Genomic DNA, 21,670 nt, shown 5'->3' with positions numbered 1-21,670 from the left:
GGTCATTGCCCGGCGAAATTGCCGGGCCTGCATACCAGAGGAGAGTCACTTGCAGCGTGAACAGATACTCGAGCATGCATTGAATGTGCTTGAACAGAACGGCCTCGCCGCCACCCTCTCATTGGAAACCCTGGCGGGTTCCGACTTAAGTCAGGAGCAGCTTCAGCTGTTCTGGCCCGACCGTGATGCCCTGCTCTACGATGCACTGCGCTATCACGGGCAGCAGATTGAAACCTGGCGACGTCAGATTCTGCTGGATGAGTCCCTGTCGCCGGATCAGAAGCTGATGGCACGCTATGAAGTCCTGAGTGAGCAGGTCAGCAAAGGACGCTTTCCAGGCTGCCTGTTTATCGCCGCCTGCAGCTTCTACCCGCAGCCCGATCAGCCCATCCATCAACTGGCCGAGCAGCAGAAAAGCGGCTCGTGGCAGTTCACCCATGACATTCTGGTGGAGCAGGGTCTGGATAACCCCAGCATGGTGACCGATCAGATGGAGCTGATCCTTGAAGGCTGCCTGAGCAGGCTGCTGGTGAAGCGCAATGTGCAGGATGTCGCCACCGCTCAGCGGCTGGCGGAGGATGTCTACAGCATCGCGCTGTGCCGAAAAAATGGCGCGCTGGCCTGAGTTTTACCCGCTTTGACTGAAAATCAGGCAATCAGTCACGTTTCCAGGGGTTTTTTAGTGAAAGCCGTTGACGACCTGCGGCCTTTACGGTTTAATGCGCCCCGTTGCCCGAATAGCTCAGTCGGTAGAGCAGGGGATTGAAAATCCCCGTGTCCCTGGTTCGATTCCGGGTTCGGGCACCAAAATTTAAAGAAACCCGCCTCTGGCGGGTTTTTTGCGTTCTGCGTCTGACGTTTTCATTAATATCAATGCCAGTCGCCCTGCCTTATCCTTCCACCCACACCGCCCCGGCATCTGCTGATTTCACGCACTGCGCCACCCAGCGCACGCCCATTAAGCCGGCATGCACATCGGGATACCAGAAGCCCTGCAGGAAGTCGGTGTCACGGCGATCGGTGGCATCCATTGCCAGCGCGAAGCGACGATAGAGATTCGACCAGGCTTCAAATAGTCCTTCTGTGTGTCCCCCACCAATGCGGTCCTCTTCCAGCGCGCGCGGGCTGAGGTAGCCCATGCCGCGCTCCAGAATCCGCACCGGTTCGCCCTGCACTTCGTATCGTAGCTGGTTCGGCTGCTCATCCCACCACTCCAGGCTGGCTTTCGACCCGACCACCCGAATCTTCTGCCCATGCATCGATCCCGCATTCACCGCCGACGCCCAGAGCGTGCCGACCGCACCGTTGTCATACTCCATCATCACGAAGGCGTTATCCTCCAGCGGTGCACGCGAGGCAACAAAGCTCTGGCGTGAACAGAGCAAACGTTTCACTTTTAACTGCGGCAACATCGTTTCGGCAATAAACAGTGGATGCGTCGCCAGATCGCCTAACACGTAACTCGGGCCAACAAAGCGCGGATCGACCCGCCAGCGGGTGCTCTCACTCTGTAACTCTACCGCCTCATTATGGAAGCCGTGGGCAAACTGCATATTCACGATGCGGATCTCACCCAGCGCCCCTTCAGCAATCATCTCTCTGGCCTGATGAACCAGCTGATGCCCGGCATAGCCATACGTGACGCCAACAATCTTCTGCTTCTCCCGGCTCAGCTGCTCCAGCTCATCGGCTTCTTCGACCGTAAAACAGAGCGGCTTCTCGCACACCACATGTAGCCCGGCATTCAGCGCCGCCCGACAAATAGAGAAATGCGTATTATTAGGCGTGGCGATCGACACCGCTTCAATGCCATCTTCGCGCGCGGCTTCTCCGGCGAACAGGCTGGCATAATCGGTGTAACAGCGCTCAGGAGCCACACCCAGCGACTGACCAAACTCGCGCCCGCGTGCGGCATCAAGATCAAACGCGCCCGCCAGCAACACAAAGTTGCCGTCACGCTGTGCCGCCGAGCGATGGATATATCCAATCTGGCTGGTGCCGCCGCCGCCGATCATGCCCCAGCGCAGTGAGCGATTAGCCGCTTTTTTACCGTTAATCATGCTGTTGTCCTCAGAATCCTGTTGATCGGAGATAGTCCAGGCTGGCTTTTACGTCCCGCAGACTGGTGTCGGCATGGCGCGGATCACGCTCCTGTTCGATGGTGATCCAGCCCTGATAATGACGCTCAGTCAGTAGCGTGCGCACCGCCGGATAGTCGATTGCGCCCTGCCCGAGCGGACACATCACGCCCTGCGCGCAGGCGGTGAAAAAGTCGAGTCCATGAGAGAGTGCGTCACGCCAGACCGGCTGGTTAACGTCTTTGAAATGAAGGTAATCAATGCGCGACCAGTACTGTTCCAGCGACGCCACCGGATCCATGCCGGCGTAATAGAGATGGCCCGTATCCAGGCATAAACCGGCAACCTCATGCGGAATGTCAGAGACCAGCTGCGCCAGCTCATCGGCAAACTCTATGCAGCCACCCGCATGCGGATGGATCACTGGCCGCACGCCGTACTTCTGCCAGGCGATCTCACTCAGAATGGTGATGTGCTGCATCATGCGCTGCCAGTCATCTGCAGAAAGCCGTGGTGCCTGTTTTGACTGACCCGCATATTTCGCCCGCTCCGGATTGCCGAAGTCGATGATCACCAGATAAGGCGCGCTGGCTCCAGGTGTTCTGGCGGCGGTCGGCACGCTGGCCAGTGTGCGACACAGATTGTGGGTCAGCGTCACCAGCGCCGGAAAATGCGCCTCACTGACTAAATCATCAAAAATCGTCCCCGCCACCAGCGAAAGCTGGTGGGCATTAAGCTGCCGGGTCAGTTCATCGGCATCCGTTGGCAGATAATTCCAGGGGCCGAGTTCGATGCTGGGATAGCCAGCCTGTGCGGCCTCGATCAGGACTTTTTGAAACGGCGGCAGCCAGGGATTCGCGGGATCATCCACGCCCCAGCTACAGGGCGCATTAGCAATATGAAAGGTCATGATATCTGCCTGTGCAGTAAGAACTGCTGGCAGTATCAAATAAAAATTTCACCTCAGACAACAATGAAAGTTTCATTTTTTGATAGAGATCGCGTTTAAAAATTGCGATAAATGATAGTTTTTTATCAAATAGAAGCTAACCTGCTATTTTTTACAGGTTTTCACGTGTCACGATTTCAAAGGGTACCGTTACCTGCGCAAAATGGTCAGGCTGTTCCGAACGGGTGTTGAGGCAGGTATTGATGACCACCTCAGCCATAGTATCAAGGCGATGGCGCAGCATCAGCGTAATAGTGCCGTCAATCAGCGCCAGTTCATCACCCGGCAGCGGACCGTGGCACAGCAGATCGATTTGCCTGCGTCCGCTCTCACGCAGCGCCTGAACCACACCCTCTATGCCGCCGCAGGGCGCATAAATCATCACCAGATCGTTATGGGCCTCCAGCAATTGCCGGGTCGCCTGATAGCCCCCTTCGCCCGACTCGTAAGTCTTTAACGGTTCAAGTACCCGCTGGCTGATGCCCGACTCGCGCAGGTAAGAACGAAAACTGATCTCGCTGCTCTCCTGACAGGTGAAACGATGGTCGCCCAGCAGCACTCCGACGCATCCCGGCTCACGCAGCAAATGCTGTGCCATCCAGGCGGCAGTGCGCCCCGCTTTCTGATTATCAATGCCGATAAAACCCGCATGTTCACAGGGCGAGAAATCCGAGAACAGCGCGAAAACCCGTACGCCCAGTCGTGACACATCCTGAATGGCGTGACGGATCAGCGGGTGATCCAGCGCCACCAGCGCAATCACATCACTGCGTTGTGCCAGCTGACGCAGCGAGTGCGCCACCGCCTCAACCTCATGAATATCATGCCAGCAGAATTCCGGTTCACGGCCCTGTGGCTGCTGCACCTTAAGCTGCTGTTTCAGCGCCTCGCCCAGTTGGTGATAAAACGAATAGCGGGCAGGCAGCAGGATAAAGCTCACACGCAGGGTTGCCGCAGCGAGGGTCGGTGTGGTCTGGCTGTGTGCCTGCGTCAGTCGATAGCCAAGCTCACGGGCCGCCGCCAGCACCTTCTGCTCGGTTATACTGCGAACCGGCGCACGGCGGTTCAGCACCCTATCCACCGTCGCTACACCCACACCCGCCGCCTGCGCGATGGCGGTCATCGTCACTTTAGACATCATTCTTCTCCCTGCTTCGGCTTTCTCTGGTGCCAGCTGAAGGCTGACCTCTGAATTCTGTTTCTATAACATCAGCACTCTATCGCGACGAAGAAATTTCCTCTCATTTTTTTGATAGAAAATCAGTGCTAACCTTGATCGTCCTCGCAAAATGAAACATTCATTTCTTTCTGCATTCTCTTCAAAACATCTATTTGCTAAAACGGGTAAAAATCCCACACCGATTCGGTTGATGGGATCACATCATTAAAAGGTTAGAGCGACGACGGCGGGCTTTCTATAGTGGAGTCCTGAGCACCACCTGCCCGTACGTAAAAAAGGAAAAGCCATGTTCCCTTCAACGCTTCCGGCTCCACGCATAACGGATGCCAGCCAGGTTCCGCGACTGCGCTGGGGCATTATCGGGCCGGGCTGGATCGCTGACCATTTTGCCCATGCGCTGCGCCAGCACACACGACAGCAGATCACCGCTGTTGCCGCCCGCGATCCGGCAAAAGCGCAGACCTTTGCTGACAAATGGGCAATCGGCCATGCCACAGGCAGTCTCGATGAATTGCTGGCGCGGGAGGATGTTGATGCGGTCTATATCGCTACGCCTCACAACCACCATTTTCCCGACGGTCTGCGTGCGATTGCCGCCGGAAAGCATCTGCTGATTGAAAAGCCGCTGGCGCTGAATGCGCCGCAGGCAACGCAACTTAAACAGGCCGCCGCTGCCGCGAACCTGCTCTGTATGGAGGCGATGTGGTGTAACTTTGCGCCGAAGTATGACGTCATCCGTCAGTTGCTGGAGGATGGCGTACCCGGTGAGGTCCATACCCTGATTGCCGATCATGGTGAGTTTTTCACGCCGGATCATCGCATTTTCAATGCCGATCTGGCGGGCGGCCCCATGCTTGACCTCGGCAGTTATCTGGTCGCGCTGAGTGTGTTTGTGGGCGGCGGTGCGCCTGAAACGATCGTCGCCCGTGGTCAGCCCGTCCCGAATGGCCGCGTTAATGGTCAGACGTCGATGCTGTTTACCCATCGGCACGGCATGCAGTCGGTACTGAATACCACGCTGTTCAGCAACACGCCAGGCGGTGCGGTGATCGCCGGTCGCGACGCCACGCTGGAGCTGACGGGCCAGTTCTATGCGCCCGGTAATTTCACCCTGACCTCCAGCGACCGGCGTCACCGCCTGCAATGGCAGGAACCCACTAACCGCTATGAACAGCTCAGCCATGAAATTAACCACTTCGCCTGGTGTATCGGCCAGAGTCTGATCGATTCGCCTGTCCATCCACTTGACCAGGCGATTATCACCCTGGCTGCGATGGACAACGTCAGGCAGCAGATTGGCGTGACCTTCAATGAAGAACAGCAACCTTAATGTGCCCGGAGCAGAAAGATGAAAATCGCTTTTGATGTGGATGTGATTAAAGATTTAGGCATCACCCGTATGGTTCATCAGGTGGCTGACTGGGGATACAAATATATCGAACAGTCGCCGCATCCGCAGATCAACCCGTTTTATAAACATCCTAAAGCCAGCCGTGAAATTATCACCGAGTACAAAAATGCGTTAAGCGCCACCGGGCTGGAGATCTCCTCGTTTATTGTGGTTTATCGCTGGTCCGGTCCGGATGAGTTGCGCCGTCAGGCAGCGGTGAAGAACTGGAAGCGGATGATTGAGATTGCGGTTGAGATGGGTGTGCAGGTGATTAACACCGAACTCTCCGGCACACCTAATGAACCGGAAATCTGTGAAGAGATGTTCTATCGCTCAATGGAAGAGTTGTTGCCGATCATCGAACGTGAAGGCATCCGCGTCGAAATTCAGGCGCATCCGTGGGATTTCTGCGAAGAGAACAACGAAACCGTAGATATCGTGAAGTCGTTCCGCAGCGATAACGTAAAGTATATCTACAGCGCGCCACACACCTTCTTCTATGACAAAGGCAAAGGGGATGTGAAACCGATGCTGGAATATGCCGGTGACGATCTGTCGCACATGCTGATCGCCGACACCATGAACCATACAAAACATTGTCGCTACATCGTTAACCCGCCAGGCGTGGATGCCACCATCCACCAGCATGTTGGCGTGGGCGAAGGCGAAGTGGACTTCGATACCCTGTTCAAAACGCTGCGCGACACCGGTTTTGCTACCCGCACCCATAAAGTCGGTGGTGAGCCGATTATTGCAGCATCCCTGTTTGGCTATCCGGAAAAAATGAAGGTTCAGGCAATTGAAACCCGCGAACTGATTGAGCGCGAACTGCTGTAAACCGACCTGCCGTGCAGTCATGGCTGGCTGCACGGGAATTTCTGCTCAGGACAACAAACACGCCGCCTGACACACTTTTATTCACTTTTCTCCGATGCCGCAGCCCGCCTGACATTAGCGCGCTACAGCACGCCCCTGCGCAGCCAGCAGAGTTAAACCGCCTTCGCAGCACCTGCTACACTCCAGACCAATATCACACCATAAGGCGAACTTTCATTATGTCGGAAAATGCATATCAGCCCGCAAAAGTCTGGACCTGGGACCCTGAAGCCAAAGGTAACGGCGCTAAAACTAATCGTCCGTTCGCTGGTCCCACCCATGAAAAAGCGTTGCCGGTCGGCAAACACCCTTTACAGCTCTATTCACTCGGCACGCCTAACGGCCAGAAAGTCACTATCCTGCTGGAAGAGCTGCTGGCGCTTAACGTCAACGATGCTGAATATGATGCCTGGCTGATACGCATCGGCGAAGGCGATCAGTTCTCCAGCGGTTTTGTGGATGTGAACCCGAACTCAAAAATTCCGGCGCTGAGTGACCACTCCGCAACGCCACCTATTCGGGTATTCGAATCGGGCAATATTCTGCTCTATCTGGCGGAAAAGTATGGCTACTTCCTGCCGAAAGATATCGCTGGCCGCACTGAAACGCTGAACTGGCTGTTCTGGCTGCAGGGTTCTGCGCCATACCTCGGCGGCGGCTTTGGTCATTTCTATCACTATGCGCCAGAAAAAATTGAGTACGCCATCAACCGCTTCACGCTGGAAGCGAAGCGTCAGCTCGACGTGCTGGATCGTCGGCTGGCCGATAACCGCTATCTGGCCGGCGATGATTACACCATCGCTGACATCGCCACCTGGCCGTGGTACGGCAACATGGTGCTGAATGATCAGTATGGCAGTGCCGAATTCCTGGATGTGCAGTCCTATAAAAATGTAGTGCGCTGGGCGAAAGAGATCGCACAGCGTCCTGCCGTTATTCGTGGCCGCAAGGTCAACCGCGTCATGGGCGACCCGGCCGATCAGCTGCATGAGCGTCATGATGCTGCTGACTTCGATACCGAAACCCAGGATAAAAAAGCGTAAGGAGAGTGCTGTGAGTGCATACGTTGTATTTATTCGTGATAACACCCTGAACCAGGACGAAATGGCGATCTACGCCGAGAAAGCGGGCCAGGCACGTGGCGATCATCAGATCAATCCTCTCGCCTTTTATGGTGAACTGGAAACACTGGAAGGTCAGGAAGCGGAAGGTGTGGTGATTCTGGAATTCGCGAGTCGCGAAGCCGCACACGCCTGGTATGACAGCCCGGAATATCAGGCTGCCAAAGCGCACCGCCTGAAAGGTGCGAACTATCGCGTGGTGCTGGTAGAGGGCGTGGCTAAGTAAGCATTCAGGCGGCAGCGATGCCGCCTGTTTTTATTGCAGCGTAATACGCGCCACACCATCCAGAAGCTGATGGCTGTGGTCATCATTGAAGCCCTGCTTCAGCGTAACGTACAGTGTCTGCCCGTCCGGTGCGACCAGCAGGCTCTCTGGACGCCCCTCAAACGACCAGCTGTTTTTCACTTCATAAGTGGTTCCATCCAGCTGCAGCACCTTCTTCGCCTCACGCTGGCTGATATAAATCTCATTACGCTTGCCGTTAAACTTAATCCCCATCGAATCAGCCGGATCCAGACGCTGAATTACCTTGCCGCTGCGCTCATCAAATACCAGGGTATTTTTCGTTCTGGCGTTATCCGTGACAAACAGGCGTCCCGTCGCGGGATCTTCAGCCATGTTCAGGAACTGAGTGTCCTGCCCGTCGCCTGACGTCAGTCGCTGTTCGATTTTGTGATTACGCGGATTGATCACCAGGATTTCACCGCTGCCGTTCGCCGCATAAATCCGGTCACTGACCGGCGAGAAGATAATGCCTGTGACATCCTTCCCGGCATTTTTAATCCGGGCTTTCAGCGTCAGGGTTTTCGCATCAACCACCCAGATCATACCCGGTTCGCCCGCGCCGCCGACATAAAGCAGCCCGTCATGCAAAAAGATCTCTCGCGTGCTCACCGGTAAGCCGTTCTCATTTTTATCGTCGAACAACAGACGTTTCAGCACCTTACCGTTCTCTGGATCGATCATAGAGATACCGCCATCCAGCGAGTTGGTGGCGTAGAGCGCGCTGCCGGCCGGGTCGCTAATCAGCCCGACGTTTTTCAGGTCGAAATGCCCGGTCCCGGTGCTCTGCAGCGTGGTGCCATCAAGACGGTAGATCATCCCACCACTGATATCCTTACCCTCCGGCGCACTGGCAACATAGAGCGCATTTTTGGCGGGCAGATATGCCATCTCATACAACCCGTCACCCAGCTCGCGCTGAATCAGATTATCGGGACTGGAGGGCTGCATCACCACTGGCGCATTGCCATCCACTTTGGTGGCAGGTGTGTGGCATGCCGTCAGGCTAAAGGTGGTGATCATCGCCAGTGCGAGCGCCGCTTTACGCGGGCAGAACAACGCTTTCATACTTAACTCCCCTATCGACCTGCTCTCCCGGCTGGCCACAACGCAGAGGGCAGGCAGGAAAGAAATGAATGAGAATCATACGCATCAGAAAAAAGGCTGTAAACGCAGCGGCAGCCTGAACCGACCGAATCAGCTTAATGCGGTATGTTAACTGTCCACAGACGCTTTTTCACGCCCGCCAGTCAATATAAAATAATGATTAATCAACAGATTGCAGGTTCGCCTGCAGAAACGCCACAAACGCATTGATGCGAGCCGGAAGCTGGCGCTGCGCTTGCCAGACCGCAAAAATATCCCCATCGGGAGCCTGCCAGTCGGGTAGCACCGGCAACAGTTCGCCCGTCACCAGGCTGTGCTGCGCGTCCCACCACGAGCGCAGCAGAATGCCATGTCCATCCATTGCCAGCCGCATCGCCACCTCACCATCGTTGGTGATCAGGCTGCCGCGCACTTTCTGGCTGATGCTCTGCTCGCCGCTGGTCAGTCGCCACAGCGTAAAATCACTGTCGTGCTGACGCAGTAAAATGCAGTTGTGCTGCGCCAGATCGCGCACCGTAGCGGGCAAACCGTGGCGCGCAGCATAGGCGGGTGAGCAGCAGAGGATGCGCGGATTGGTTCGCAATTTACGCGCCACCAGCCGCGAGTCGGGCGGTTCGCCGACGCGGATATCGATATCCATATGCGCATCAAGAAAATTAAGTGGCTGGCTACTGAGTTGCAGCGACAGCGAGAGCTGCGGATGCAGTGCGGCAAAGGCCGAAACACAGGGCGCGATATGCCGACGGCCAAAACCAAATGAGGCGTTGATATTCAGCGTGCCGCGTAACTGCGCGGTTTCACCGCTCACTGCCTCTTCCAGCGCCGCCAGTTGATCCAGCAACGGACGCGCGCCCGCCAGATAACGGCGGCCTTCCGGGGTCAGCTCCAGCCGCCGCGTGGTGCGGCGCAGCAGTTGCACGCCAAGACGCTGCTCCAGCTGGCTCAGACGTTTGCTAACCGCCGCCAGCGACAGGCCCAGTTCGCGCGCCGCCGCGGTCAGACTGTCCAGCGCGGCCAGGCGAACAAAGAAGGCCAGATCATCGGTGGAAGTGCGGGATTCTCTACTTTGATTCAACAATGGATTGCCTTTCAGCCTCATTATTTCCCCGGAATCGACAGTTATACTGCGTACACAATTCGAACATCAACCGGAAAGGTGCCCTGTGACTGATAAAATCCACCGTGTTGCCGTCATCCCTGGCGACGGCATTGGCAAAGAAGTGATGCCGGAAGGCGTCCGCGTGATGAATGCGGCCGCTGAAAAATTTAACATTCCGCTGCGCTGGGAGTGGTTCGATTACGCCAGCGCCGACTACTGGCAGCAGCATGGCAAAATGTTGCCTGATGACTGGTTCCCGCAGCTGAAAGCCTTCGATGCGATCTACTTTGGCGCGGTCGGCTGGCCCGATGTGGTGCCCGACCACGTTTCACTGTGGGGCTCACTGCTGCAGTTCCGCCGGGAGTTCGACCAGTATGTTAATCTGCGTCCGGTGCGACTGATGCCAGGCGTGAAAGCCCCGCTGGCGAACCGTCAGCCCGGCGATATCGACTTTTATGTGGTGCGCGAAAACACCGAGGGTGAATACTCCAGCGTCGGCGGCACCATGTTCCCCGGTACCGAACGTGAAGTGGTGATTCAGGAGACGGTAATGACGCGAACCGGCGTCGATCGCATCCTGAAGTTTGCTTATCAGCTGGCGCAGAGCCGACCGAAGAAGCACCTGACCTCCGCCACCAAATCCAACGGTATCGCCATCACCATGCCTTACTGGGATAGCCGCGTCGAAGCGATGTCCAGCCAGTTCCCTGAGGTTCGCGTCGATAAGTATCATATCGATATTCTCACCGCCAACTTCGTACTGCATCCGGACTGGTTTGATGTGGTGGTGGCCAGCAACCTGTTTGGCGATATCCTCTCCGATCTCGGCCCGGCCTGTACCGGCACTATCGGCATTGCACCTTCCGCCAACATCAACCCGGAAGGCCTGTTCCCCAGCCTGTTTGAGCCGGTTCACGGTTCTGCGCCTGATATCGCGGGCAAAGGCATCGCCAATCCCATCGGGCAGATCTGGTGCGGGGCGATGATGCTGGAGCACCTCGGCTACAAAGCGGCGGGTGATGCGGTGTTAGAGGCGATTGAACGCACGCTGGCGGCAGGAGAGCATCTGACGCGCGATCTCGGCGGCAGCGCCAGCACCGAACAGCTCGGCGCAGCCATCGCCGCCGCATTGTGATTTAGTCAGGCAACTGCACCAGGCATTCCGGGTGCCAGCCTGGTGGTAACGGCTCCGGCCGTGTGATCACCAGGTTGTGCAGTTGCAGGTTTTCTACCCCACGCGCAAACAGGCCCGGCAGCCCGCCGGGATAGCGCTCTACGCCAAAGGCTTCGCCGGTTTTCGGATCAAGCTTGTAGGCATTATCCAGTCCCATGCCGGTCGGGGAGTCCGGGTTACAGGGCGGCCGCACGTCGTAATGGCTCTGTGTCATCGGCGATACAGTCTGCCGCATCTGAAGCTGGCTGATGACCACATCGCGTATCCAGCCCGATTCTGCCGCATGCAGGTTAACCGCCCCTTCTGCTACGCCTGTCATGTTGCTGAACTGCACCTGCTCAACGATGCCAGGCGTGATGGCAGGATCGCGGCGGCGCACCGAAATATGCAGCGGATCGGCTTTGCCCCAGTGACAGGGCGGCGCGTGGTGACAGGCAAAAGTCAGGTTACTGAACAGCAGACGGCGTATCGCACCGCCGTCACGCGACAGAATGCCGATACCCCGGTTGGAATCAAAAATAGTGCAGCCGGTTACCGTGACATCTTCCACATCATCCCAGGTTTCGGTGCCGATTTTAAAGGCGCAGCTGTAACTGCGCAGCAGACAGTTGGTGATCATAATCTGCCGCGCCGGACGCCGCAGCGCGGCCGGTTTGTGGGTGGTTTTAATGCAGATAGCGTCATCGGCGGCACTGAGGTAACTGTTGCTGACAAACACCGCCTCGCATCCGTCAATATCCAGCGCATCGGTATTCGGCATGGTCATGGCGTTGTCGATAGTGAGATGGTCGATATGCACATGGCGACAGCTCACCAGATGCACCGTCCACATCGGCGCCTGTACGATGGTAAAGGCGGTCAGCGTCACCTGCTCGCAATCTTCAAACACAATAATGCGCGGCCGGTCAGGGCGCGGCAGGCGATAACCCTGTTCATCCCGCTCAGCGGCAAACCAGGCTTCGCCCTCACCATCGATGCGGCCAGTGCCGCTGAGGGTGATATTGCGCTGACCCAGCGCATAGAGCAGCACGTTGTGGGACTTCTCTGCACAGCTAAGTGCCTGCACCGCCTGGTAGTCAGCCAGTCGCGGACTGGCGATCAGCACCGCACCCGCTTCAAGGTGCAGTTCAAAATCAGACGGCAGATTCAGGCAACCGCTGCGATAACGCCCGGCAGGCAAGGTCAGACGACCTCCGCCGGCCGCCGCAATCTGATCCATGGCGCGTTGCAGCACGGCCGTGTCCGGAGTTTCGCCATCGGCGACAGGATGAAAATCAGCAAGGGAAAGGTGCATCATGCGTCTCCCGCAGGATTGAGGAGGAGGAATTGCAGCACGACACGGCGCGGGAAACCTTTGTCTGGTAGCCAGTACGCCGTTTCGTGCGGGATATCACAGATTACTTCACGGCCCCTTCGGTGACGCCGCTGATAAACTTGCGCTGGAAAATCAGGAACACCACGATCAGCGGCATAATCACAATCATCGCCCCCGCCATCAACACCGGAATGTCGATGGTGTTTTTGTTCTGGAAAAACATCATGCCAATCGGCAGCGTGCGCAGCTCATCCTTGTTGACCAGAATCAGCGGGATCAGGAATTCGTTCCAGGTCCAGATAAACAGCAGCAGCCCCAGCGTCGACAGGGTCGGCCAGATCGCGGGCACCAGAATGCCCCACAGAATTTTGACCCGTGACGCGCCATCCATCACCGCCGCTTCTACCAGCTCTTTCGGCACCTGCTGAAACGCGCTGGCAATCATCAGCGTGGTAAAGGGCAGCGACAGGGCGATTTGCGGCAGAATCAGAGCCAGATAGGTGTTGGTCAGCCCCATCCAGCGCAGCTCGTGATAGAGCGGAATGATAAAGGCTTCACTCGGCAGCACCATCCCCAGCGCCAGCATCGCCCCAATGACTTTTTTACCGGGGATCTTCAGCCAGGCGAAACCAAACCCGGCCAGAATGCCGAGCAGCACGCTGAATAGCACGACCGGGATCACCACCAGCACCGAGTTGAGGAAGTAAACGTTGAAGTGTCCCTGCTGCCATGCGGTCACATAATTTTTGACATTCAGCGAGGCGGGCAGCGTGAAGATGCCCTGAAACAGCTCCATCTGGGTTTTAAACGAGGTCATCAGCGCCATCAGAAACGGCAGAATCGTCATCAACGCCACGATCCAGATCAGCGCGCGTGAAATCACCGGCGTGCTTCGCATCAGTAACGCTCCTTTAAGGCCAGATGGATCAGATAGTTAATCCCTAAAACAATGATCATGCTGAACACCGCCACCGAGGAGGCGTAGCCAAAGTAGTGCAGGTCAAAGCCCTGCTTATACATAAAGATGTTAGTGACCATGGTTGATGTGCCCGGCCCGCCCTGCGTCATCACATAGACCAGGTCAAAGGCTTTCAGGCTGGCGATCACCGTCAGCAGCAGGGCGATCCGCAGCTCGGGCCGCAGGCCAGGCAGCGTAATGCGCATAAACTTCTGGCGACGCGACGAGCCATCCAGATCGGCAGCTTCCAGCAATGAAGGATCCATGCGCTGCAGGCCCGCCATAAACAGCACCAGACAGAAGCCGAAGAAGTACCAGGTGGCGACCAGACCGACAGCGGGCAGCGCCCAGGTGAAATCACCCAGCCAGGAGAGCGCCAGCTGGGGCAATCCGATCGCGCGTAATATCTGATCGATGGGGCCAAACGCTGGATTATAGAGCCAGCGCCACACCACGCCCAGCACTGCCATTGGCATGATGTAGGGCAGGAAGAAGAGAATGCGCAGCACACTGCGTTCGTTATTGTTGCGCGTGTCATACAGAAAGCTGCAGAGCAGCAGGCCGACGCCAATCGGCAACAGGGTATAGAACAGCATCAGGATGGCGTTATTGCCCAGTGCAATCCAGAACACCGGATCGCTGAACATCCGCATGTAGTTGCTGATGCCACTAAACACCGGCAGCGAGGTGCCGTCCCATTCGGTAAAACTGATGCCCAGCGAGGCCAGCAGCGGGAACAGCAGAAACACCGCATAGACCAGCACCGCAGGCAGAACATAGAGAAAATTACGCCAGCTGCTTAAATTCAACATAACCCTACTCGTGGTTCAGAACGATGCTCAGGCCCGGCTGTTCGCCGGGCCTCCGGCTTAATGCTTCAGAGTCTTCAGGTAACGCTGATAGTTGTTATCAAAATTCACCACCATCTGATCGGCGGTCTGACGACCCGCCAGTAGCAGCTGGACGTTCTGATTCAGTTCGGCATTCATGGTGGGTGTTGCCCAGTCCACGTAGTGGCCTAAACCGTCATAGTCATTGAGCGTCAGCCAGACCTGATAGGCCTCCGCCAGCAACGGATTGTCCGCTGGCATTTTGGCCGCTTTGTTGGTGCTGGCCGGCAGGAAGCCCACTTTCAGCCAGCGGTTCGCCATGGCATCAGAGACCATATAGTTGATGAACTTCGCTGCACCCTCCTGCTGATCTTTGCCTTTGGCAGTGCTGGTAATCGAGAACGCCAGATCGGTGCCGCCGACCATCAGCGGCTGCTTCACGCCTTCACCAGCAGGCATCGCGGCGAAGTGAATATCTTTGTTGTCTTTAAACTGGCCGAGATACCAGGTGCCGCTGACCAGGAACGCAGCCTGGCCATTCTGGAACAGCGTCGCCGCATCGTCGTGACCAATGCCCTGGAAGCCAGGGAAGAAGTACCCTTTGTCGGTCCAGCTCTTCATCATCGTGGCGGCATTGACCAGCTTGCTGTCTTTGAAGGTGCCGCCCACATCGTAAATCAGATTATCCAGCGTCTTGCGGTCGTGGCTTTCAATCTGCGCCTGCCACAGGGTGCTGAGCAACTGCTGGCCCATGTTGCCATCCAGCAGGCCGAGCATCATCGGCGCGGTGCCCTGCTGTTTCAGCTTCGCCATGGCGCTTTCCAGCTCAGCCAGGGTTTTCGGCACTGCAATGCCCGCTTTATCCAGCACCGCTTTGTTGTAATAGAGCCCGACCATTTCACCCAGGCTGGCGATGCCGTAAAGTTTGCCGCTGCCAAACTCGCCGCTGTCTGACCAGCGGTTACGTTTCAGAATTGAGTCGGGGAAGCGGGTCGTCCAGCCGTCGCTGGCGGCGTAGCTATCGAGCGGCAGCAGCAGCTTATCTTTAACCAGCGAACCCATATCGCCGCCGCCCTGGTTGACCTGCGCGATCTGCGGGCCATCTCCGGCGGTCAGCGCCAGCTTCAGCGGAATGCGGGTGTCCTCAAAGGAGTGAACCGAGCGGTTAATCACGATGCCGGGATTCTGCTGTGAGAACTCTTTAATCCCTTCATCCACCGCAGCAGTCTGCTCCGGGTAGTTGTAAATATCCCACTCATTCAGAGTGACGGCGGCGTGGGCGGCATGAGAGACGCTGCCCGCCAGCAGGCCCGCTGCCAGCAGCCGACCCACATTGCGAATTCGGAAAGAACGAACGGAAGAAACAGACATTATGCTTACCTTCTTCAGACCAGGGTCGGCATCCTTTCATCTCACCGCCTGACATCCTGCAGGCTGCAGCCGCACACAAACGCACTCACTCATACTTACTTTAATAGAAAAATAAAGTCAAACAGCCTGCAGCGGGAATTGCAACGCTGTGAGCACGCGCAAATAAACAGCGGCATGGCACGAAATTCAGCACGGCGCGCTGGCTTTTACACCATTAACCGTGGCGGCGCGTCGCCAGCCGCTTTTTCTGCAGCAGGAGATGCCAGCCTGATAATCGCAAAATAACATCCTGATAAAACATATGAAAATCCTATCACGCTCACACTTTTCTCTTTTGATCGGCCGTGAATCTGCCGCCAGCTGCCCTATTCCGGGCGTGTTGGCGATCACAGTTGTGCATCCCGATACCGGTAAACATTGCCGAACCGCCTGCGTTAGTGCGATAAGGTAATTATTCTATCTTGAAAACTAAGTCCACTTTCATTAACGTAACTTTCACCTGCGGATCTGTTCACTCCCTGACCGGTTCCCTCACTCACGAGAACTCACCATGGCGAATCAAGGTGTCATTCGTCCGGCCACACCGGCGGACTACCCGGCGCTCTACCGCATCTGCCTGGAAACAGCCGATGCGGGCGGCGATGCCCGCGCGCTTTACTCCGATCCTGACTATCCCGGCCAGCGTTTTGCCGTGCCTTATGCGCGCTTTGCGCCTGACTTTGCTTTTGTACTGGAGCGGGACGGTGAAGTGCAGGGTTACGTCGTCGCGGCGCCTGATACCCGCGCGTTTGAAGCGCAGCTTCAGGCCGAATGGTGGCCGCAGCTGCAGGAAAAATATCGTGATCGCAGCGCCAGCGCCCCGCTCGACAGCAAAGTGCTCGATTCAATCCGCCATCCTGATCAGGCCGCAGACACCCTGGTGACGCAGTGGCCCGCTCATCTGCATATCAATCTGCTGCCAGCGGCACAGAAAGGCGGCTGGGGTCGCCGGATGATTGAGCATGAACTGGCGGCGCTGCGAGCTGCGGGTATCAGCGGTGTCCATCTTGGCGTCAGCCTGCAGAACGAGCAGGTCTGTGCTTTCTATGAGCGCATGGGGTTTACCCCAATCGTGCGCAGCAATGCCATCTACATGGGCCAGTTACTCTGAGTGAGGTAGCCGATGACCAGCCTGCGCTTGCAGAATGTGAAGAAGTCGTATGAACACGTTAATGTCATTCATGGCATCGATCTGACAATCAACAGTGGCGAATTTGTGGTGTTTGTCGGGCCATCCGGCTGCGGCAAATCGACGTTATTGCGAATGATCGCCGGGCTGGAGGAGATCAGCAGCGGTCAGTTGTTGATTGAGGAGCAGGACATGACGCAGCAGCCCGCCACCGAGCGCGGCATTGCTATGGTGTTTCAGTCTTATGCGCTCTACCCCAACATGACGGTGCGCGGTAACCTGGCTTATCCGCTGGAAGTCATGAAAAAGTCCAAAGCAGAGATCAACGAGGCGATTGCCCAGACGGCTGCTCGTCTGCACCTCACCGAACTGCTCGATCGCCTGCCGCGCGCGCTCTCTGGCGGACAGCGACAGCGCGTGGCAATTGGCCGGGCGATTATCCGTCATCCGCGCATTTTCCTGTTTGATGAGCCACTCTCTAACCTTGATGCCGAGCTACGTTTACAGATGCGCATTGAGATTGCCCGGCTGCACGCCTCGCTCGGCAACACCATGATTTATGTCACCCACGATCAGCTGGAGGCGATGACCCTGGCTGACCGCATTGTGGTGCTGCGTCAGGGCCGCATTGAGCAGGTCGGCGCGCCGCTAACGCTCTATCACGATCCGGATAACCTGTTTGTCGCCGGCTTTATCGGCTCGCCAAAAATGAACTTCCTGCAGGCGGAAATCAGCGCCACGGGCAAAGGTGAAGTGCAATTGCGGGTGCCGGAACTGAAGATTGAGGGGCTGGTGCTGAAAATCGCCGCCGACTGTCGCGAGGGGCAAACCGTGACGCTCGGCATTCGTCCTGAGCATTTCCAGCCCGCCGCGCAGACGCCGGATGCACAGCGCTTTCACGGCGAGCTGGCTTATGGCGAGATGCTGGGCCACACCAACTACCTCTACCTGGATATCGGGCGTGAACAGATGCTGGTCGTGGAAGAGCGCGAGGCGATTACGCGCGATCTGGGAACCCAGGTTGAACTGGGCTTTTCTGCCGCGCACTGCCTGCTGTTTGATGAGCAGGGAATGCGCCTGCGCTAACGAAGCGTGGAAACAAAAACGGGCGCCGCAGCGCCCGTTTTTTTATTTGAGAGGTCACTCAGGTAACCGGCTCTTCATCGGCCTGTGCCGCGAGCAGATCAAGCAGCCGGTTGACGGCAAAACCCGCCGCGCCCAGCGCCCACATGCGGTTCGATTCTGTCAGGAACTGCAGCGGCGTCATGTGTGGCGTCAGTTTAAGCCGGTAGGCCTGGAAGCTCTGGGTGATGTGATCGAGCAGAATGCGCGATGCCATGTGCGGCTCCATCGCCAGATAGACGACATCCGGATCGTAAGCCACCGACAGGTTCGCCAGCGAAATCCCCAGCTCACGCCCGGCTTCCTGCAGGACCGCCAGCACGTCGGGTGTTGGCCGCTGATCCAGCGCCTGCAACGTAAGGCCTTCCACCGACTCCTGGTCAGCCAGCCGCTGCAGAATAGCGCGCGATGAGGCGACATCCTCCAGCAGACGCAGCGAGCCGTCGCCCACCAGCCCGTTGCCGATCTCCCCCGCCTTGCCGTGACGACCACGATAAAGCTGACGATTCAGAATGATGCCCGCACCAATCCCTTTACCGTAGGTGGCGATCACCGCCGACTGGGCATTGCCGAGCTGACCAAACACCAGCGCCGCCATCGCCATGGCGTTGGCGTCGTTCTCAATAAACACCGGTAGCGAGAAGCGCTCTTCCAGCAGACGCGCAATCGGGACGTTGTCCCAGTCGAGCACTTTGGAGCGGATGCAGTAGCCGTTTTCGGCATCAACCAGCCCCGACAGCGCCAGCCCAATTGCCCCGACCCGCTTCTCCTCCACGCCGCGCAGGAACTTCGCCAGCGCATCGCCGAGCTGGCGCGGTGTCAGCGTGCCTTTGGGCATCTGCTGTTCGCCCAGCAGGTTGCCGCTGAGATCGGTCATGACGATCAGATTACGTTCCGCATTGAGCTGAATACCAATCACGCTGGCGCGATCGGGATTAAGTCCCAGCAGGGTTTTAGGCCGCCCCATCGACACGCGACGCAGCCCCAGTTCCTGCACAATCTCCTGCGCCAGCAGGCGATTAGTGGCCTGCGACACGGTTGACATGCTCAGTCCGCTGCGAACTTTCAGGTCTGACTGGCTGATCGGCGCATGTTCAACAATCAACCGCAGAATACGTGCGGTTACGTTGGGAGCGGTCATAAGTTCCTCGGATTATCTGGCGGAAGAGACTCAGCCAGCGTCAGATCGGTAATCGGACAGGCGTCAGCTGCTGCGCCAGTGTCAGCGCCCCGCTCAGGGCATCGCCCTGCGGCGTCACCAGCCGGGCCTGAATATCGTCGTCCAGCCAGCGCTGAATCGGCGTGGACAAGCCACCCATCAGCGCTACCCGTCCACTGCTCAGCGCAATCAGACGGCGCACCATCAGGCCGATATCGGTGGCGGTCTGATGCAACAGATCCTGAGCGTGACGATCGCCTGCGTCGGCGGCCGCAAAAATCTGTGGCACCACGCGCGCCCAATCGGCAGGCGTCGCTGATCGCGTCCAGAGCAGCATCGTTTCGGGGCTGTCACCGAACGGCATCATCAGCTGCCGCGTAAAAGCGGTGGGCGGGATAATCGACTCCTGGGCCAGCAGCGCCAGACGCAGTGCCCGACGGCCCAGTTCCGCGCCGGATCCCTGATCAGAAAGGGCGAAGCCCCAGCCGCCAAGCAGCGTAAAGCGTTCGCCATCCCAGGCGGCCCCCTGACTACCGGTGCCGATGATAAAGACGGCGCCTGGTGCGCCACCGTGGGCGCCCGCACAGGCGATCTCCACGTCACTGACCACCTGTAACGCCGCGCAGGCAGGCTGCCAGCTGGCGAGTCGCGCCTGCACTGAGGCGACATTGGCACCGGCTAATCCGGCAACCAGCGCGGTCTGCGCCAGCGCCTCCTGGGGTAATCCCGCCTGTGACAACACCCGGTCAATCAGCTGCCCGACGCAGGTCAGCGCCGCATCATAGTCTGACCAGACGTTGGCTGGCCCGCCAGTGGTTTGCGCCAGCACGCGACCCTGCAGATCAGTTAACCGCGCGCGACACTGTGTACCGCCGCCATCAATGCCAAGGAGATAGTGTGGTTGCACGCGCTTCCTTCCCTGATTAAGGGTTATAGCCATAATGAGCGAACGATAGGATAAAAAAACTTAAATCGCAATAACAAATAAATATGGCAAAAACATATCGAAACTTTTTATTTAATTTACATAGAGATAATAAAAAACACTCCGCAAAACGCGCAGCGCGTTATTGACATTAGTTTTTCTGTCGTAATAAGTTGATGGTCAGATTATCAACAGGCGCGCCCGATCACAGGTGAGCCAGGCATCATCCGATTTCAGGAGCAGGGGTTTAACATGAAAGTAGGCATTATCGGTCTCGGCTTTCGTCTGTCCCACGTGATCAAAGAGTTCAGCAAAGCCGACGACGCCTTCTCGGTAGTGGGTTATTACGATCCGGCTCCAGCTGGACTGCCTAATCTGCACAGCTTTGGTATTGCACCCGGCCAGTCCTTTGCGTCCATTGATGCGTTGCTGGAGCACGGCGGAATGGATTTGGTACTGGTTGGCTCACCCAACTTCCTGCATCTGGAGCATGTGGGTCAGGCACTGGCGGCGGGTTATACCGTGTTTACCGAAAAGCCGGTGGTGATCAATGAAGAGCAGACCATGGAGATGGCGAAGCTGGTCCGTCAATATGGCGAAGCGCGCATTCTGGTCGGCCTGGTGCTGCGCTACTCCCCGCTCTATCACGATCTGCTGGCAGCACGCGATGCCGGTCAGTTGGGCGAAATTACCTCGATTGAGGCGACAGAACATATCAAGCCTTACCATGGCGCATTCTTCCAGCGCGACTGGCGACGTCTGGAGAAGTATGCCGGTCCTTACATTCTGGAAAAGTGCTGCCACGACATCGATCTCTACCAGGGCCTGTTACAGGAGCGCCCAATCCGCGTCGCCAGCTTTGGCGGCCGTAAATCTTTTACCCCGGCTCATGCGCCGCAGGGTGCCATCACCGCTGAGTCAGAGCTTTACCACGTAAAACCCAGCGGCTGGTCGAGTACCGATGCCGTCTTCGACAGCGACGCCGATATTGTCGACTACCAGACAGCCCTGATTGAGTACGAAGGCGGCGCGACACTCGCCTTCCACGCCAACCTGAACGTGCCGGATGAGTTCCGCCGTTTCTGCGTCATGGGCACCGACGGCATGGCCGAAGGCGACTTTGTACGAAACTACTTCCGCGTGCACAACGCGCGTAGTGGTGAGAAAGAGGTGGATACCGCCTACAGCGGCAATGCTTATGATGGCCACTACGGCGCAGATGCGCTGATGGCAGAAGAGATTGTTAAACATATTAAACAGGGAACACCGCTGAAAGTTTCAGTCGTGGACGCGCTGGAAGCGGGCCTCACCGCCATAAAAATCGATGAGGCGCGCAAAACCCGCAGCGTAGTGGACATGCGTGAAAGCTGGCTAACATTTGACGCCAACCTGGGAAAAACCGGGGCCTGATAGCCCCAGCCTGCGGGTCGACCTCCCCCGCCGACCCCGGGATTGAAATGGCAGTACGACTGGTAACTTCCTGTACTGGCCTTCGGGCCAGTTACAACTTATGTACTGAGCTGGCTAATAAAACCTGCGCCAGCGACCACCAGCTCACCGCAAAA

20 protein-coding genes and 1 tRNA gene are annotated in these 21,670 nt (G+C 57.2%); 10 read left to right on the top strand and 11 right to left on the bottom strand.

The genetic code is table 11. The features are described from left to right. Positions 1-49 precede the first annotated feature (49 nt). Positions 50-625 (top strand): transcriptional regulator, encoded by a 576-nt coding sequence (locus HZZ01_RS10960; protein WP_179897319.1) that lies wholly within the window; start codon positions 50-52, stop codon positions 623-625. Between the two features lie 106 nt (positions 626-731). After that, a tRNA-Phe gene (locus HZZ01_RS10955) sits at positions 732-807 on the top strand. A gap of 83 nt (positions 808-890) precedes the next feature. Here HZZ01_RS10955 and HZZ01_RS10950 read toward each other — a convergent pair. The 3 genes from HZZ01_RS10950 to HZZ01_RS10940 all read right to left on the bottom strand — a co-directional run bounded on the left by HZZ01_RS10950 (position 891) and on the right by HZZ01_RS10940 (position 4,165). Next, the gene (locus HZZ01_RS10950) at positions 891-2,060 is read right to left on the bottom strand and encodes a Gfo/Idh/MocA family protein (protein WP_179897316.1); all 1,170 of its coding nucleotides are present in this window, start codon (positions 2,058-2,060) and stop codon (positions 891-893) included. 10 nt (positions 2,061-2,070) lie between these two features. Next, entirely contained in the window at positions 2,071-2,988 is a 918-nt protein-coding gene (locus tag HZZ01_RS10945) for a TIM barrel protein (protein WP_179897314.1), read from the bottom strand. A gap of 151 nt (positions 2,989-3,139) precedes the next feature. Continuing rightward, the gene (locus tag HZZ01_RS10940; protein ID WP_179897831.1) at positions 3,140-4,165 is read right to left on the bottom strand and encodes a LacI family DNA-binding transcriptional regulator; all 1,026 of its coding nucleotides are present in this window, start codon (positions 4,163-4,165) and stop codon (positions 3,140-3,142) included. Positions 4,166-4,493: 328 nt separating this feature from the next. Between HZZ01_RS10940 and HZZ01_RS10935 the strand changes: the two genes are divergently transcribed. From HZZ01_RS10935 to HZZ01_RS10920, 4 genes are all read left to right on the top strand, one after another. Beyond that, the gene (locus HZZ01_RS10935; RefSeq protein ID WP_179897312.1) at positions 4,494-5,537 is read left to right on the top strand and encodes a Gfo/Idh/MocA family protein; all 1,044 of its coding nucleotides are present in this window, start codon (positions 4,494-4,496) and stop codon (positions 5,535-5,537) included. Between the two features lie 18 nt (positions 5,538-5,555). After that, positions 5,556-6,434, top strand: a complete 879-nt coding sequence (locus tag HZZ01_RS10930; protein ID WP_003855643.1) for a sugar phosphate isomerase/epimerase family protein — start codon at positions 5,556-5,558, stop codon at positions 6,432-6,434. A 218-nt stretch (positions 6,435-6,652) separates the two neighbouring features. Next, positions 6,653-7,516: a glutathione-dependent disulfide-bond oxidoreductase gene (gene yghU / locus HZZ01_RS10925; RefSeq protein WP_136196127.1), complete on the top strand. Its 864-nt coding sequence runs from the start codon at positions 6,653-6,655 to the stop codon at positions 7,514-7,516. 10 nt (positions 7,517-7,526) lie between these two features. Beyond that, positions 7,527-7,820, top strand: coding sequence for a DUF1330 domain-containing protein (locus HZZ01_RS10920; protein WP_033734972.1), 294 nt, complete (start codon positions 7,527-7,529; stop codon positions 7,818-7,820). A 30-nt stretch (positions 7,821-7,850) separates the two neighbouring features. Here HZZ01_RS10920 and HZZ01_RS10915 read toward each other — a convergent pair whose 3' ends face one another. Next, positions 7,851-8,945: a YncE family protein gene (locus HZZ01_RS10915; protein WP_179897310.1), complete on the bottom strand. Its 1,095-nt coding sequence runs from the start codon at positions 8,943-8,945 to the stop codon at positions 7,851-7,853. Between the two features lie 199 nt (positions 8,946-9,144). Beyond that, complete coding sequence (locus HZZ01_RS10910) at positions 9,145-10,083, bottom strand: LysR family transcriptional regulator (protein ID WP_179897308.1); 939 nt, start codon at positions 10,081-10,083, stop codon at positions 9,145-9,147. Positions 10,084-10,147: 64 nt separating this feature from the next. Here HZZ01_RS10910 and HZZ01_RS10905 point away from each other — a divergent pair, with 64 nt between their 5' ends. Beyond that, positions 10,148-11,218: a tartrate dehydrogenase gene (locus HZZ01_RS10905; RefSeq protein ID WP_179897306.1), complete on the top strand. Its 1,071-nt coding sequence runs from the start codon at positions 10,148-10,150 to the stop codon at positions 11,216-11,218. 1 nt (position 11,219) lies between these two features. Here the strand turns inward: HZZ01_RS10905 and HZZ01_RS10900 are convergent, their stop codons facing one another. From HZZ01_RS10900 to HZZ01_RS10885, 4 genes are all read right to left on the bottom strand, one after another. Next, entirely contained in the window at positions 11,220-12,551 is a 1,332-nt protein-coding gene (locus HZZ01_RS10900) for a glycoside hydrolase family 28 protein (protein ID WP_179897829.1), read from the bottom strand. 103 nt (positions 12,552-12,654) lie between these two features. Next, positions 12,655-13,470: a carbohydrate ABC transporter permease gene (locus tag HZZ01_RS10895; protein WP_136196132.1), complete on the bottom strand. Its 816-nt coding sequence runs from the start codon at positions 13,468-13,470 to the stop codon at positions 12,655-12,657. Then, the gene (locus HZZ01_RS10890; protein ID WP_003855659.1) at positions 13,470-14,342 is read right to left on the bottom strand and encodes a carbohydrate ABC transporter permease; all 873 of its coding nucleotides are present in this window, start codon (positions 14,340-14,342) and stop codon (positions 13,470-13,472) included. The genes HZZ01_RS10895 and HZZ01_RS10890 overlap by 1 nt, the downstream gene beginning before the upstream one ends. A gap of 57 nt (positions 14,343-14,399) precedes the next feature. Continuing rightward, positions 14,400-15,731, bottom strand: a complete 1,332-nt coding sequence (locus tag HZZ01_RS10885; RefSeq protein WP_136196133.1) for an extracellular solute-binding protein — start codon at positions 15,729-15,731, stop codon at positions 14,400-14,402. Between the two features lie 550 nt (positions 15,732-16,281). Here HZZ01_RS10885 and HZZ01_RS10880 point away from each other — a divergent pair. Next, the gene (locus tag HZZ01_RS10880) at positions 16,282-16,881 is read left to right on the top strand and encodes a GNAT family N-acetyltransferase (protein WP_179897304.1); all 600 of its coding nucleotides are present in this window, start codon (positions 16,282-16,284) and stop codon (positions 16,879-16,881) included. Between the two features lie 12 nt (positions 16,882-16,893). Next, positions 16,894-17,985 (top strand): ABC transporter ATP-binding protein, encoded by a 1,092-nt coding sequence (locus HZZ01_RS10875; protein ID WP_179897302.1) that lies wholly within the window; start codon positions 16,894-16,896, stop codon positions 17,983-17,985. A 58-nt stretch (positions 17,986-18,043) separates the two neighbouring features. Here the strand turns inward: HZZ01_RS10875 and HZZ01_RS10870 are convergent, their stop codons facing one another. Then, positions 18,044-19,162: an ROK family transcriptional regulator gene (locus HZZ01_RS10870; protein ID WP_179897300.1), complete on the bottom strand. Its 1,119-nt coding sequence runs from the start codon at positions 19,160-19,162 to the stop codon at positions 18,044-18,046. Positions 19,163-19,202: 40 nt separating this feature from the next. Next, positions 19,203-20,087 (bottom strand): BadF/BadG/BcrA/BcrD ATPase family protein, encoded by an 885-nt coding sequence (locus HZZ01_RS10865; protein ID WP_179897298.1) that lies wholly within the window; start codon positions 20,085-20,087, stop codon positions 19,203-19,205. Positions 20,088-20,357: 270 nt separating this feature from the next. On the opposite strand from HZZ01_RS10865, the gene HZZ01_RS10860 reads away from it, so the two are divergent. Further along, positions 20,358-21,515 carry a Gfo/Idh/MocA family protein gene (locus HZZ01_RS10860; protein WP_179897296.1) on the top strand — a complete coding sequence of 386 codons (1,158 nt, stop codon included), beginning with the start codon at positions 20,358-20,360 and terminating at the stop codon, positions 21,513-21,515. Positions 21,516-21,670 lie beyond the last annotated feature (155 nt).

The sequence above is a fragment of the Pantoea sp. WMus005 genome, from assembly GCF_013415305.1.
Classification (GTDB): domain Bacteria; phylum Pseudomonadota; class Gammaproteobacteria; order Enterobacterales; family Enterobacteriaceae; genus Pantoea; species Pantoea rara.
The sequence above is the reverse complement of the archived record's forward strand: the minus strand, read 5'-3'. Positions and strand labels throughout refer to the sequence as shown.

Excerpts from the sequence above, each read along its gene's own strand:
- HZZ01_RS10950 (WP_179897316.1), bottom strand. The coding sequence starts at position 2,060 with ATGATTAACGGTAAAAAAGCGGCTAATCGCTCACTGCGCTGGGGCATG.
- HZZ01_RS10945 (WP_179897314.1), bottom strand. The coding sequence starts at position 2,988 with ATGACCTTTCATATTGCTAATGCGCCCTGTAGCTGGGGCGTGGATGAT.
- HZZ01_RS10940 (WP_179897831.1), bottom strand. The coding sequence starts at position 4,165 with ATGTCTAAAGTGACGATGACCGCCATCGCGCAGGCGGCGGGTGTGGGT.
- HZZ01_RS10935 (WP_179897312.1), top strand. The coding sequence starts at position 4,494 with ATGTTCCCTTCAACGCTTCCGGCTCCACGCATAACGGATGCCAGCCAG.
- HZZ01_RS10930 (WP_003855643.1), top strand. The coding sequence starts at position 5,556 with ATGAAAATCGCTTTTGATGTGGATGTGATTAAAGATTTAGGCATCACC.
- yghU (WP_136196127.1), top strand. The coding sequence starts at position 6,653 with ATGTCGGAAAATGCATATCAGCCCGCAAAAGTCTGGACCTGGGACCCT.
- HZZ01_RS10915 (WP_179897310.1), bottom strand. The coding sequence starts at position 8,945 with ATGAAAGCGTTGTTCTGCCCGCGTAAAGCGGCGCTCGCACTGGCGATG.
- HZZ01_RS10910 (WP_179897308.1), bottom strand. The coding sequence starts at position 10,083 with ATGAGGCTGAAAGGCAATCCATTGTTGAATCAAAGTAGAGAATCCCGC.
- HZZ01_RS10900 (WP_179897829.1), bottom strand. The coding sequence starts at position 12,551 with ATGCACCTTTCCCTTGCTGATTTTCATCCTGTCGCCGATGGCGAAACT.
- HZZ01_RS10895 (WP_136196132.1), bottom strand. The coding sequence starts at position 13,470 with ATGCGAAGCACGCCGGTGATTTCACGCGCGCTGATCTGGATCGTGGCG.
- HZZ01_RS10890 (WP_003855659.1), bottom strand. The coding sequence starts at position 14,342 with ATGTTGAATTTAAGCAGCTGGCGTAATTTTCTCTATGTTCTGCCTGCG.
- HZZ01_RS10885 (WP_136196133.1), bottom strand. The coding sequence starts at position 15,731 with ATGTCTGTTTCTTCCGTTCGTTCTTTCCGAATTCGCAATGTGGGTCGG.
- HZZ01_RS10880 (WP_179897304.1), top strand. The coding sequence starts at position 16,282 with ATGGCGAATCAAGGTGTCATTCGTCCGGCCACACCGGCGGACTACCCG.
- HZZ01_RS10875 (WP_179897302.1), top strand. The coding sequence starts at position 16,894 with ATGACCAGCCTGCGCTTGCAGAATGTGAAGAAGTCGTATGAACACGTT.
- HZZ01_RS10870 (WP_179897300.1), bottom strand. The coding sequence starts at position 19,162 with ATGACCGCTCCCAACGTAACCGCACGTATTCTGCGGTTGATTGTTGAA.
- HZZ01_RS10860 (WP_179897296.1), top strand. The coding sequence starts at position 20,358 with ATGAAAGTAGGCATTATCGGTCTCGGCTTTCGTCTGTCCCACGTGATC.